Source organism: Clostridium nigeriense, from assembly GCF_050585265.1.
In the GTDB taxonomy this organism is placed as follows: domain Bacteria; phylum Bacillota; class Clostridia; order Clostridiales; family Clostridiaceae; genus Clostridium; species Clostridium nigeriense_B.
Genome location: NZ_JBNOOE010000001.1, coordinates 197,396 through 210,854 on the forward strand (window position 1 = coordinate 197,396; position 13,459 = coordinate 210,854).

The 13,459-nt window shown below is 29.1% G+C and carries 11 protein-coding genes; 3 read left to right on the forward strand and 8 right to left on the reverse strand.

Features of this window, described 5'->3' with window-relative positions; all coding sequences use genetic code 11:
* Positions 1-201 precede the first annotated feature (201 nt).
* The gene (locus ACQPVP_RS00655; protein ID WP_430846248.1) at positions 202-1,206 is read left to right on the forward strand and encodes a helix-turn-helix domain-containing protein; all 1,005 of its coding nucleotides are present in this window, start codon (positions 202-204) and stop codon (positions 1,204-1,206) included.
* 86 nt (positions 1,207-1,292) lie between these two features.
* Here ACQPVP_RS00655 and ACQPVP_RS00660 read toward each other — a convergent pair whose 3' ends face one another.
* Entirely contained in the window at positions 1,293-3,845 is a 2,553-nt protein-coding gene (locus tag ACQPVP_RS00660) for a glycoside hydrolase family 3 N-terminal domain-containing protein (protein ID WP_430846250.1), read from the reverse strand.
* Between the two features lie 239 nt (positions 3,846-4,084).
* Between ACQPVP_RS00660 and ACQPVP_RS00665 the strand changes: the two genes are divergently transcribed.
* Together ACQPVP_RS00665 and ACQPVP_RS00670 are read left to right on the forward strand one after the other, a co-directional pair.
* On the forward strand, positions 4,085-4,402 hold the full coding sequence (locus ACQPVP_RS00665; RefSeq protein ID WP_430846253.1) for a nucleotidyltransferase domain-containing protein: 318 nt from the start codon (positions 4,085-4,087) through the stop codon (positions 4,400-4,402).
* Positions 4,389-4,784 (forward strand): HI0074 family nucleotidyltransferase substrate-binding subunit, encoded by a 396-nt coding sequence (locus ACQPVP_RS00670; protein ID WP_430846255.1) that lies wholly within the window; start codon positions 4,389-4,391, stop codon positions 4,782-4,784. The genes ACQPVP_RS00665 and ACQPVP_RS00670 overlap by 14 nt, the downstream gene beginning before the upstream one ends.
* 81 nt (positions 4,785-4,865) lie before the next feature.
* Here ACQPVP_RS00670 and ACQPVP_RS00675 read toward each other — a convergent pair whose 3' ends face one another.
* From ACQPVP_RS00675 to ACQPVP_RS00705, 7 genes are all read right to left on the reverse strand, one after another.
* On the reverse strand, positions 4,866-5,465 hold the full coding sequence (locus ACQPVP_RS00675) for an AAA family ATPase (RefSeq protein WP_430842509.1): 600 nt from the start codon (positions 5,463-5,465) through the stop codon (positions 4,866-4,868).
* 175 nt (positions 5,466-5,640) lie between these two features.
* On the reverse strand, positions 5,641-7,230 hold the full coding sequence (locus ACQPVP_RS00680; protein WP_430846257.1) for a glycine betaine ABC transporter substrate-binding protein: 1,590 nt from the start codon (positions 7,228-7,230) through the stop codon (positions 5,641-5,643).
* Positions 7,230-8,357, reverse strand: a complete 1,128-nt coding sequence (locus ACQPVP_RS00685; protein WP_430846259.1) for an ABC transporter ATP-binding protein — start codon at positions 8,355-8,357, stop codon at positions 7,230-7,232. Before ACQPVP_RS00685 ends, ACQPVP_RS00680 begins: the two co-directional genes overlap by 1 nt.
* 318 nt (positions 8,358-8,675) lie before the next feature.
* Entirely contained in the window at positions 8,676-9,581 is a 906-nt protein-coding gene (locus tag ACQPVP_RS00690; RefSeq protein WP_430846261.1) for a Gfo/Idh/MocA family protein, read from the reverse strand.
* A gap of 148 nt (positions 9,582-9,729) precedes the next feature.
* Positions 9,730-10,533 (reverse strand): HAD family hydrolase, encoded by an 804-nt coding sequence (locus ACQPVP_RS00695; RefSeq protein ID WP_430846263.1) that lies wholly within the window; start codon positions 10,531-10,533, stop codon positions 9,730-9,732.
* A 219-nt stretch (positions 10,534-10,752) separates the two neighbouring features.
* Positions 10,753-12,429: an ABC transporter substrate-binding protein gene (locus ACQPVP_RS00700; RefSeq protein WP_430846265.1), complete on the reverse strand. Its 1,677-nt coding sequence runs from the start codon at positions 12,427-12,429 to the stop codon at positions 10,753-10,755.
* Between the two features lie 127 nt (positions 12,430-12,556).
* Entirely contained in the window at positions 12,557-13,447 is an 891-nt protein-coding gene (locus ACQPVP_RS00705; protein WP_430846267.1) for a carbohydrate ABC transporter permease, read from the reverse strand.
* Positions 13,448-13,459: the final 12 nt, after the last annotated feature.

The following is a 13,459-nucleotide window of genomic DNA, read 5'->3' on the forward strand; positions in this document are numbered from 1 at the left end:
AATAGTATAACAAATACGAGCATTTTTATAATTGATAATTGGTAATGCATAATTAAGAAAAAAATCCTTTTAGGATTTTTAATTCGTTGAATTTGAGTTTCTGACTGAAAAAATAGATATCTTTTTTGGTCATCGTAAAATTAGTAAAATCATTTCACATGCCAATGAGAATTCAAACAAATGAAAAGCGAGGTATAGAATATGGTTTGTAAAACAACTAAAGAATTTCAAAATATGGTTTTAGAGAGAATAACCTTTTCTGAATATCCAATGGAAAACTGCACTATTTATAAAAATGAAGATAGACCTGAACTTGGATATTTTATTAAATATAGCCGTGAGGGATATTATGACTTTGGAATTGGTGATTATACTATTCCACTTAACTTTTCTCTTGCCTTTGATCATAAGGAAGAGTTAATGAGGTTTGGAACTGTTTATACTGGAGAAACTAAGTTTAAAATTGAAAATAATCCTGTTTCTTCTTTTAGTCCTTCCTCATTTTTTGTTGTTGAAAAAGGATTAAAAGGAAAACAATCCTGGACAAAAGGGCAGCACTTTCATGGAGCCGAAATAACTATTTATAAAAAATATTTTGATGAAGTAATTAAACCCAGTTTCCCTAAAGCTATAGGCTTTGATAATTTTATTGTTAATTATACCTATCGCTATTTACCTCTTGAAATAGCTTCTATTATTCAAAATCTAAGAAGTCTATCTCAGGTTGATAGCCTAACACCACTATATTTAGAAAGTAAAATTTTAGAATGTATTGCCTTAATTTCAAATGAAGTACATTCATCACCAGAGAATGCTTTTACTAACCAATTAAACTATGGAGATATTAAAATAGGCAAAGATAGACGTGTTACTTTAACAGCTTCTGATGCTAATGCAATACAAAAAGCCTATGATATATTAACAAAAGAAGCTTGCAATCCACCTACTATAAAAAGCTTAAGTAAAATGGTATTTCTAAATGAACAAAAATTAAAAGCAGGATTCTCAGCAAAATATCATATGTCTATAAATCAATATACAACCTCTATTAGAATAACAATGGCTGAAAATTTACTTTCTACTACTGATTTAAGCATTGATGAAATATCTAAAATGGTTGGCTATAACTATAGTGCAAACTTTATAAAAATGTTTAAAAAGCTTCATGGAAAAACCCCTCTTGCATTCAGAAAAATGAAAGAATAAATAAAAATCAATAACCCTATTTACAAAATAAGGAATTAAAAATGAGCTAACGAAATGTTAGCTCATTTTTACTGTTTTTTATAAATTTATTTTTTATTCTTCTTTTTATTTAAAATCAATCCTGCAGCTACTAAGCCAATACCTACAGCAATTGTTGCTACTGGTGCAACTACAGCTCCTGTATTAGGTAAGTTGCCTTTTCCTTTATTATCTTCTGGCTTTGCTTCAGGCTTAATTTCATCTACAGGTTTATTCTCTTCTTCTGGTTTAACTTCTTCCTCTGGTTTAGTTTCTTCTACTTTATTAATTTTTATAGTTTTATTTTCTAATTCTGTATTAAATGTTCTTTCTTTATTATCTAATACTTCTAATGACCTTATTATTTGTGATTCTTTATCTTCATTTGATATTGCTTTTAAAGTTACTATTAAAGTTGTCTTTGTAGTACTTTCCTTATCAGATAGTTCTACATTTATTTGACTACCTTCTGAATTTACATTTTTAATTTCAGTATTTTCATCTTCAGATTTTATTGATATAAATTCAAAATCATTATTATTATAATTTATTTTTGCCATGTAATTATCTGATTTTAAATTTTCTATTCCATCAATTGTAACTTTAACTTCTAATTCTTCTCCACTTTTAACTTCCTCAACTGTATTGATACTTGTTGTACCTACTGATGTTAAATTAGTAATACCGAATCCATATTCAAAAGCATTTACTTCTAGATTTGCCAATCCATTTTCATCTACAACTGGAATACTAACCGGTAAAGTTCCTCTTGCTTCTGCTGCTCCAAAAATAACTTCAATTGAAGCTGGAATATTAGGCCCAAAAGCTTGAACAGGAGATAAGCCTCCATCTGCTTCTGTTGGGTCCATTCCCTTATATCCATAAGCTATTACTTCTGCCTTTGCATTCTTGTGTGCTGCCACATCATATGGCTTACCAACACTTACAACTACTGAATCTTTATCTAATTCATTTGCATATGCTGTAACTTCATTTGGAATTGCTGTTATCCAATGAGTACTACTTAAATGCGTGTAATTACCCATTTCTGATAAAACTACAATATAATCTGATTCATTAATTTTACTTTTTAATTCATCTGTCATTGTTGCTTCTGATTTATAACAATAAGTATCTAATTCAACTGAATTAACCTTTCCTTCTTTAATTAATCTATTTAATCCAAATTTCATTCCTGGTAATTCATTATCATAAGGAGCTATAAGAAGAACCTTTTCCCCCTCTTTAGGATTTAATGGTAGAATATTTTCTTCATTTTTTACTACTGTAATTGCTTCTGCTGATACTCTTCTTTCAACATCTCTATTTTCTTGTGAACCAACTACACTTTTGGCATTTTCTATTACTTCATCAGCTGTTCTATTATCATTTTCAATATCAATTATTCCTCTATCTATTTTTAACTTCACTACTCTTTCTGCAGATTCATTAATTCTCTCTTCAGATATTTCTCCATTTGCAACAGCTTCTTTAATACCATCCACTATTGCTCTAAGCTTTGGAACATCCTCTTTACTTCTTAATATTGTTGGCATTAATGCTATATCTACTCCTGCTTCAAATGCCATTTTCACTGTTTCAACTTCTCCAAAATTTTCTGAAATAGCAGCCATATTAAGAGCATCTGTTATAATAACTCCTTCAAAATTCATATCCTCTCTTAACAAACCTGTTAATATGTCATCAGATAGTGTTGCAGGAATTTGTATTTCTTGTCCATCTTTTATTGATGTATAAGTATCTTTTTCTATTTGTGGAAATTGAATATGAGCTGTCATTATCATATCTACACCATTGTCAATTGCTGCTTGGAATGGCTTTAATTCAACTTCCTTTAATTCTTCTAATGATTTGTCAACCTTAGGTAGTCCATAATGTGAATCTGTAGCTGTATCCCCATGTCCTGGGAAATGCTTAGCTGCTGCTGATACCCCATTATCTTGAATTCCTTCTATCATTTTAACTCCAAGTTTTGCTACTAAATCTGCATTACTTGAAAATGATCTTAAGCCTATAACTGGATTTAATGGATTATTGTTTACATCTACTGAAGGTGCAAAATTAACATTAATCCCTAAAGAATTAAGCTCTTTACCAATAACTACTCCTGTATCATAAGCACTTTGCTCATTTTTAGTAGCACCTAGTGCCATATTTCCTGGAAAGTTAGTCCCTGTTCCTAGTCTTGTAACTATTCCACCTTCTTGATCGATTGTAGTTAATAACGGTAAATTACCATCTTCATCATTTTTTGCAACCTGTTGAATATCATAAGTTAACTTAGCTGTTTGTTCTGTTGTCTTAACATTTTGTGCAAATAATATAACTCCACCTAAATCAAACTCATCAATAATTCCTGCTACTTCATTATTCATTTCAGTAAAATCTTGAACTGTACTTTGCCCTTCTTGCTTCCATTGTCTAAAATCAGGCATTAACATTTGACCTATTTTTTCATCTAGAGTCATTTCACTTACTATTTTCTCAGCCTCAGCCTTTGAATTTAAAGTATCTGCATTTACAAATTTAATATTTCCAAATATTAATGTAGTTGTTAAAGCTAAAGCACTTATGATTGATAATATCTTTTTCTTTTTCATATTTCTCTCTCATCCCCTTAAATATTTGAAAGTCTATTTTACCTTCTAAGTAAAATTATACCAACAAACATCGGTACTTTCAATCGTTTTCATTTTAACTTTTACGACATAATTATTTTGAATTTATTTAATATTGAATACATCAAAAAACTTTTAATGAATTATGTTTAATTAATATAGAATTATGTATATAATATTATAGAAAATAGTATTTTTCTATAACTATAGGGGGTGAGTTTTTGATTACTAACTTTGAATTTAATTTAGATAAAGAAATAGTAAAAGAAATTTATGAAATAGCAAGCAAATATAAAAATATACGAAAAATTCTCTTATTTGGTTCTAGAGCTAGAAAAGATAATTCACCAAAAAGCGATATAGATTTAGCGATATACATTGAAAATAATTCATCTAGTTTATTAGATTTTATTTATGATATAGAAAATAATACTCCTACATTACTAGAATTCGATTTTACTAATATGTCTGAAGTAAATGATGATTTCTTTATAGAGCAAGTTGAAAGAGAGGGAATACCTATATATGAGAAGTATTGAATTTAAATATATGAATTTAAAGAAAGCTTACGTTAAACTTAAAGAAGTTAATGACATATATGATGGAAATAATGATATTATTAGGGATTCTTTAATACAAAGATTTGAATTTACTTATGAACTAACTCATAAAACTTTAAAAGAATTTATGAAATACTTAGGTGTTACTTTGGAAAACTCTTTTCCAAGAACAATATTTAAAAAAGCATATGTTAATAATTTGATTTCCGATGATAAAGTTTGGATTAATCTTTTAGAAGATAGAAATTCAACTTCCCATATTTATAATGAAGATATGGCTAAAGAAATTGCTAATAGAATAGCTAATGAATATGTTTATGCTATTAGTGAGCTAATAGATAATTTAGAAAAGCTTTTGTAAATTAAATAGATATAGTAATATGAAAAATTATAGCTCAGCCAAAGCTGAGCTATTTCCTTAATTCTTTACTCTTAATTTTTATTACTTTGTTGCCATATCTAATTTAACGTCTTTTTCTTCTAATTCTTCTGAAAGATTCAGCATTTCTAAAATCTTTTCTGATCTTTCTTTTGTCGATCCTGTTATTATAGTATATCTAACATTTTCTGCTTCTAAGAAACTTAATATAGCGTTGTCCACTGCTTTTGCTACTTCTTCATCTTGCCATCTTACTCCATCCTTAGTATACCCAAACTCTCTTGGCACAAAGAATATATGATCGTATTTTGGTAAGTCTCTTAAAGCTAAGATGTATAAGTCTTTTAATATTTCGATTTCTTTAGTTGTTCTCTTTTTATCTCCAAGCATAAATCTACCATATATGTATGGAACAAAAGTTGCATAATCAGTTATTGCATAATCAAATTCATTTAAGCTGTCTTCTAAGTGAAGTTGTCCTAAATATATGCCGTATTGCTCTGCTATATTTTCTATCATTCCCTTATCTCTTAAATAATCAGTGCTATACTCTGTTGCTACTCCAACATTTAAATCTCTAATTTTCATCTCAACATAAAGCTGTTGTATTAGTGTAGTTTTTCCACATCTTGGACCACCCAAAATGGCAATTCTCTTTGGCATAGTAAACCCTCCAAAAAAATTCTATCTAAAAGTAAATTATTTTTTAAAACAGATATTCATTATAACAATAATTTACGATAATTTCAATGTATATTGAAGGGAATATTCATGTTTTGTGATTAGTAATAATTGTGAAGCTAAAAATTTTATATCAATAATTCTTCATTTTGCATTCTTAATTATTAATCAGTTTTTCTGATTCTAAGAATTCTATTGCTACTGTTTTTACATCTCTCTTATTTATATCTACTTCATAGTTTAGCCTTCTCATCTTCTCCTCTGTTAACTTTCCATCTAACTTTCCAATAACTTCTCTAAGTTCAGGATATTTTTCTAAAGTGTCTTCTCTTACAACTGTAACTGCATCATAGGGCGGAAAGAAGTTCTTATCATCTTCTAAAATTACTAGATTGAATTTATCTATAAGCCCATCTGTTGTAAATGCATCTATTACTTGCGTTTCATTATTTACTAAAGCTGTATATCTTAATCCACCATCAATAGCTTTAACATCTTTAAATTTCATATTGTATTCTTTTTCTAATCCAATTAAACCATCTTCTCTATTTGGAAATTCTATAGTTGGTCCAATTATTAATTCATTTGCTACCTTTGCTAAGTCTGATACTGTTTTTAAATTATATTTTTCTGCTGTTTCTTGTGTTACTGCCATAGCATAGGTATTATTAAAACCTAATGGATTTAAAACTTCTAAGTTATAGTCACTTTTAAATCTATCTTTAACTATATCATATACTTCATCTCTATTAGAGTTTGGCTCTGCCATATTTAATATACTTACATATCCTGTTCCTAAATATTCTACATATAAATCTACAGCTCCTGACTTAAGAGCATTAAAGGTAACTTGGCTACCACCTAAATTAAACTTTTCTACTACATCCAAGTCAGTATTATCTTTAATAAACTCTGATAATATATTTCCTAAAATAAGTTGTTCAGTATAATTTTTTGAAGCTATTACTATTGTTTTATCATTTTTAGATAAGGCTTTTGGAATTATAACAAATCCCAAACATACAATTACTGCTAATGAAGTTGCAGTTATAACTACTCTCTTTTTAGCCTTAGACATTTTATTTCTCTTCACCTTCATAGTTCCATCAGACTTTTTAATTCCATTTGGCATAGTTACATCTTCTATTTTTCCTGTTATAAAGTCTATTAATAATGCTAAGATTGCTGCTGGAATTGCTCCGAATAAAATTAAGTTATTATCAACAGTCTGAATTCCCGAGAACACTAGATATCCAAGTCCACCTGCCCCTACAAAGGCTGCAATAGTCATAAGTCCAACTGCTGTAACTGCTGCCATTCTTATTCCTGCCATAATTACTGGCATTGCTAGCGGAATCTTTATTAATCTTAATGTTTGTCCACTTGTCATTCCCAAGCCTTTTGCTGCTTCTAACATATCTGGATTAATATTTGTAATTCCTGTATAAGTATTTTTAATTATAGGCAACATAGAATATAAGACAACCATCGTTATAGCTGGTGCTGACCCTATACCTATAATTGGAATTAAGAATCCTAAAATAGCTAAACTTGGAATGGCTTGTGTTAAATTAGCTATTCCAATTACTCCACTTGCCAATTTTTTATTTCTAGTTATCACAATCCCTAGAGGTACACCTATAACTACTGCTATCAATACTGCAACTATAGTAAGCTCTATATGTTCAATTAATAGTGATAGAATTTCTGATTTCTTTGTCATTAATTGTTCTATAAAGTTATTCATTAATTATTACCTCCTATCTCTATATATTGACTACTTAAAACTGATATTAAACTACTTCTTGTAACTAGTCCTGAAAGTCTTCCAGTATCATCACAAACTGGTAAATATCCTTTTTGTAAATTATTAAATACTTCTAATAACTCTGGTAAACTCTTATCTCCACAAACACAAATAGGTTCTTTATTCATCATTTCTTCTACTAGAACATTTTTATTTTCTGCTTTCCTTATTATTTCCAATGTTATATATCCTAAAAGCTGATATTGCTTATTTATTACAAGTAAACTATCAACCTTCTTTTCTCTCATTATTTGACTTGCTTGAAGAAGATTTCTCTTAGGGTTCACTGTTATTGGATTTGGAATCATAACATCTACTGCTTTTATCATTTCAGGTTTTGTCCAAATTTTATTCTTACCAACAAATTCTTCAACATATTCACCAGCAGGATTTTTTAATATATCTTCTGGAGTATCATATTGGAGGATTTTTCCGTCCTTTAAAATACATATTTTATCTGCTAAATTAAGAGCTTCATCCATATCATGAGTAACGAAAACTATTGTTTTCTTATATTCTCTTTGAATATTAAAAAGCTCTTCTTGAAGTTCCGTTCTTGTTATTGGGTCTAAAGCACTAAATGGTTCGTCCATTAAAATTATTTCTGCATCTGCTGCAAATGCTCTTGCAACTCCAACCCTTTGTTGTTGCCCACCACTTAATTCTACTGGATATCTATCACTATATTTTTCTGGATCTAATCCAACCATATTTAATAATTCATCTGTTTTCTTTTCTATATCTTCCTGATCCTTACCAATAAGCTTTGGAATTATCTCTATATTTTCTTTTACTGTCATATGAGGAAATAATCCAGTTTGTTGAATAACATAACCTATACTTCTTCTTAATTTGATTGGATCTATATCTCTGATATTTTTACCATTTACTAATATATCACCTGAAGTTGCTTCAATTAATCTATTTATCATTTTTAGTAATGTAGTTTTACCACAGCCACTGGAACCAATTAAAACAACTAAGTTACCTTTATCTATCTTCAAATTGAAATCATCTAAGATAACATTATTTTTATAACTTTTTTTAATATTTCTAAATTCTATCATAAAATTCCTCCCTTTATCTGTCAACAACTTTTATAATATCATTAAGTTGTCAGTCTGTCAAAGTTTTTTGAATATTTCTACTTTATTGTATATTCTTTATTACATAATTTAGTAATAATTTTCTAAAGAGTAAAAAAGCAGTAAATACGTTGTATTACCGCTCTATTGCGACTTCCAAGTGGCTTTAATACAAAATATTTACTGCTATAAACTAAAGATAATAATTTCTCATTCATGGGAATTATTAATTTTTCTAAGTCATATCAAAATTAATAACTACACTTTAAAACTGAATTAAAGTTTCTAGATATCTTTTATCTAATTATTAACTGTATAATTTACTATATCTTCACAAATTTTATGTGTTATTATTGAATCTTCAATTGATGGATTTGGTTTCTTTCCTTCCTTTACTGAGGATAAAAAGTGGTTAATTATATCTTCAAATCCCCTTTTATATAAAGTATTTTCCCATCCTCCATAAGTAGTCTTAACTTTTCCCCTATTGTTTACTTCAAAGCTATCTACTAAATCCTCAACTACATATTTATTGCCTTTTATCATGTATTCTATATTTTCTTCTGTTATGCCTGCATTTCTATTCATTATTCCTATAGCTGTAGTCTTATCACCTTTAAATGTAACTACTACATTATTCAGATTATTTCCTTCTTTTAGAAAATTAATATCCATATCTTTAATTTCTTCATCCATTAAAAATCTTAAAGTATCAACAACATGGATAAAATCTTCTACAATAAATCTTCTACTATCTCCTGCTGGATACTCTCTATTTTTCTCCATTACTATAATCTCTGCTTTTCCCTTAGATTTAAGTTCCCTAACTTTTGGACAGAACCTTCTATTAAATCCTACCATAGCAATTAGATTCTTTTCTTTTGCAAGAGCTTCAATTTCCATACTTTTTTCAAGGTTATAAGTTATCGGCTTGTCTATATAGATATTAATGCCTTTTTCTAATAACTTTTTAGCTATTTCGTAATGCCCATCTGCATGAGTTGAAACTATAGCTGCATCAATATCCTCTTTTAGCAAATTTTCCAACTTACTATATGCTCTATCTATTTTATATTTATTAGATACTTCTCGTAAAACCTCTTTATTTCTTGTGGAAATTAAAAGTTCTACATCTTCCATAGCTGATAAAATTGGCATATACGCTTTTTTAGCAATAGCTCCTAAACCAATTATTGCAACTCTCATAATAACCCCCTTTAAGATGCCAAAGGCATCAATTAATAATTAAAGTTGAAATAATTCAGACGAGCTGAATTATGAAATTTATAAATTCCGAAGGAACTTAATCCTTTATTCTACATTCTACATTTTACATTCTTCATTGTGCGTAGCACTAAATCAGTCCTAATTTAATTAGTCCCTTTTCTATTCCTTCATTTGCAACTTCTTCTGTAAAGTCATACGCATATGGTTCTAATCTTTCATGATATCCACCCATGGCAATTCCATACTTTACAGATTGGAACATTTCTATATCATTTTCGCCATCACCAAAGGCATAGGCATTATCTTTACTTATATCTAATAACTTTAATAAATGATCTACACCATATCCCTTTGTATACTTAGCCTTATAAATTTCAAAAAGTCCACCATTGCTTATGTTTGACATAAATGCATATCCTTCTTTTTTAAATCTTTCGCAAACTAAATCAAAAGATTTTTCATCATAAGCTACTGCTATTATCTTACTAACTTTAACTGTTTCCTTATCCCAATCTTCAGTAAAGTTTTCTCTTTTTAACTTTACGTCTCTTATAAGATTTGCTATTTTTTCATTATTAATATCTAAAACATAGTTATATTCTTGACCTTCAAGCATATATACAACATTTTTTTCTTCTAGAAAATCAAGTAATACTTTAAGTTCCTTATTATCTAAAGTTTCATTAAATAAAACCTTATTATCTATTTCTGCATAAGCTCCATTTGAAGCTATATATCCATTTAATCCTAAATCAAGTATCCCTTCATCTATACAATTTTTAGGTCTTCCCGTTGCTAATATTGTTAAATAACCATTTTCTCTTAGCTTTACTATAGAATCCTTAGTTGCTTTTGTTGGTGCATATATTTGCTTTGTCCAATCTATTAATGTTCCATCTACATCAAAAAATACTACTCCTTTATTCTCCATAACTTCCTCCTCGTACCTCAAAGCTTTTAATAATCTACAATTATATAGTACCAAAGATATATAAAAATTAATAGGTACGCTCCAAAATTGAAGAAAGAAAATTATAAATAGTTATTAAAAAATAAAATTCTTATAACTTTCTAAAGAGTTAAAAATATAATTAAATACCCCAGGTTACCCTTTTAGGTTCCCTGGGGCTTTATTATTTGGAAGGTTAACTTAGTTATTCCATAATTCTAATCTGTCTTTAATTAAATCTGTAATTCCTTGATTTAATTCATCTATTTTATAACTTTTTAATGTTGCAACTATTTCATCCCAAGCCTTATCAAAATCTTCTGGTTTTCCTAAAATTGCTTGAGTTGCTGCTTGTTGAATATAATCATCAGCTTTCTTTTGAATTATAGCCATATCGCTATCACTTGGAATATTTAATTGCCATACTTGTCCATGATTAGAAGTTCCAAGTTCTTCTGCTGTTGGGAATAAATCTGGCCACGCTTCTGCATCGTAAGCTGATAATGTTTCCTTTTCTGCACTATTATAGTTTGCTGTCATGCTTTCTATAGTAGTTGTTGAATAACTATCTCCATTTGAATCTAAAGCTCCAACTCCTCTTTGTGGGAATGGATAAACATATTGTCCAACTCCTGTTTTCTTTGAAAAGTCTGGATCTGTATTTTTTTGTTCTTGGACTTCAGGTAAAAATTCTCTCTTGCCTTCATCATTAATTTTATAGTGAACGCCTTCTATACCCCAGTTTAATAAAACTTGTGCCTCATCTGATGCTAACCAATCTAAGAATTCGAATGCTCTTTCTGGATCTTTACAACTTGATGAAATTGTAATTCCCCAACCACCACTAAATCCATAATCTTTTAAAGTTTGGTCTTTTTGTTTGCTATCGTCTATAACTACTGGCAATCTAGCATAAGTTTGCTCTTCTTTTCCTTCTCCAACTAAACTAATTGCTGCAGATTGATAATCCCAATAAGCATCTGATAATCCAACTACTCTTCCTGCTGCTATCTTAGCTTTATAAGTATCTTCCTTTTGAGTGAAGGATTCTGGATCTAATAATCCAATATCATTCATATGGTTTAACCACTTAAAGTATTCTTTAACTTCTGGTAATAAGAATTTATAAGTTGCTTCTCCAGTTTCATCGTTTACAGAAAATTGTCCATCATCTGGAATACCTGCTGCAAGAGATGATATATTTCCTACTGTAATTAACCATCTCCAGTCACTTGCCATTAAAGATAACCCTATTCTTTGTTGTCCATCTTCAGTTGTAGGGTTCTTTTCTAGATATTCCTTCATAACTTCTTCATAATCATAGATAGTTTTTATTTCTGGATATCCCATTTCTTTAAGAACTTGATGTTGAAGTTGCATAGTTCCTGAAGGATCAAATACTTTTTGAGTAACTCCATAAGTACCTACTGAATAAATTGATGGATCTTCATTACTATATTTTAATCTATTTAATTGATCTCCGTATAAAGCTTTTAAGTTATCTCCACTTTTTTCAATATAATCATCTAATTTAATAATTGCTCCTGCGTCAATTAACTTCGAAGTATCTCCCTTTGCATAAATCATATCTGGATATTCTCCACTTGCTATCATAAGTGGAACTGCTTGAGTATCTCCTGCTACTGGATGCTCAAACTTTAATGTTACTCCTGTTAATTCTGTAATCTTTTTAGCAACATCATCAGTAAATGGTATATCTTCAGTTAAATCTGCTGAAAAGATGGTAAATGTAATTGGTGACTTATCCATTTCCCCTGAAGCACTAGAGCTATCGTCTCCTTTCTTACCACATCCAGCAAAAACTGTTGTAGTCATTAAACCTGCTAAAAGTAAAGTTAATACTTTTCTTCTTTTCATATTTACCCTCCTAAATTTTATTTTCCCCTTGGAATCCATAATTTTAGAATTTATATAAACAAAGTTTTCTAACAAAAACCCATAGAAACCTTGTGTTTAACATTATAATTTATTTAAATACCTAGTCCTAACTCTTAACTGCTCCTAATGTCATTCCTGAAACAAAGTATTTTTGTACAAATGGATAAACCATTAGTATTGGTAATGTTGCAACTATTGTTATTGCCATTTTTATAGATTCTGGATTAGATCTTGCTGCATTTTGTAATGTTGGATTGTGAATGTCTACTGTTGTTGCTGCATTGTCCATAATCTTCATAAGCTCGTATTGTAATGTAGTTAAGCTATCGTTAGTTCTTGCATAAATATATGTATCGAACCAACTATTCCATTGTCCAACTGCTATAAATAAAGCTACTGTCGCTATTACTGGTAAACATAATGGGAATACTATTTTTCTAAATACAACCCAATCATTAGCTCCATCTATTTCTGCTGATTCATATAAAGCTTCTGGCAATCCATCCATAAATGCTCTTACTACTATAACATTAAATGCTGAAATAAGTCCTGGTAAAATATATACTGCAAAGTTATTTATTAAACCTAGCTTTCTAACTACTAAGTATTCTGGAATTAATCCTCCACCTACATACATTGTAATTATAAATAGTAAAGTAACGAATTTATTGAATATGAAATCTCTTCTGCTTAAAGTATAAGCTACCATTGTAGTGGCTAATACACCAGTTACTGTTCCTATTACAGTTCTTAATACTGAGTTAACAAAGGCTCTTGGTAATTTACTGCTGCCTGAAAATATTTCTTTGTAGTTTTGTAATGTAAATTCCCTTGGCCAAATGTGTATTCCACCTTTAACTGTATCTGAAGCATCATTTAGGGATATAGCTAGTACATTTAAAAATGGATATAAAGTAATTACTAAGACAAAAATCATAAATATAACTAATACTATATCAAAAACTTCTATTTTACCTTTTTTCTTTTTAAACTTCATTTCTCGTTCCTC

Coding starts and splice junctions, on each gene's coding strand:
- ACQPVP_RS00655 (WP_430846248.1), top strand. CDS start 202: ATGGTTTGTAAAACAACTAAAGAATTTCAAAATATGGTTTTAGAGAGA.
- ACQPVP_RS00660 (WP_430846250.1), bottom strand. CDS start 3,845: ATGAAAAAGAAAAAGATATTATCAATCATAAGTGCTTTAGCTTTAACA.
- ACQPVP_RS00670 (WP_430846255.1), top strand. CDS start 4,389: ATGAGAAGTATTGAATTTAAATATATGAATTTAAAGAAAGCTTACGTT.
- ACQPVP_RS00675 (WP_430842509.1), bottom strand. CDS start 5,465: ATGCCAAAGAGAATTGCCATTTTGGGTGGTCCAAGATGTGGAAAAACT.
- ACQPVP_RS00680 (WP_430846257.1), bottom strand. CDS start 7,230: ATGAATAACTTTATAGAACAATTAATGACAAAGAAATCAGAAATTCTA.
- ACQPVP_RS00685 (WP_430846259.1), bottom strand. CDS start 8,357: ATGATAGAATTTAGAAATATTAAAAAAAGTTATAAAAATAATGTTATC.
- ACQPVP_RS00690 (WP_430846261.1), bottom strand. CDS start 9,581: ATGAGAGTTGCAATAATTGGTTTAGGAGCTATTGCTAAAAAAGCGTAT.
- ACQPVP_RS00695 (WP_430846263.1), bottom strand. CDS start 10,533: ATGGAGAATAAAGGAGTAGTATTTTTTGATGTAGATGGAACATTAATA.
- ACQPVP_RS00700 (WP_430846265.1), bottom strand. CDS start 12,429: ATGAAAAGAAGAAAAGTATTAACTTTACTTTTAGCAGGTTTAATGACT.
- ACQPVP_RS00705 (WP_430846267.1), bottom strand. CDS start 13,447: ATGAAGTTTAAAAAGAAAAAAGGTAAAATAGAAGTTTTTGATATAGTA.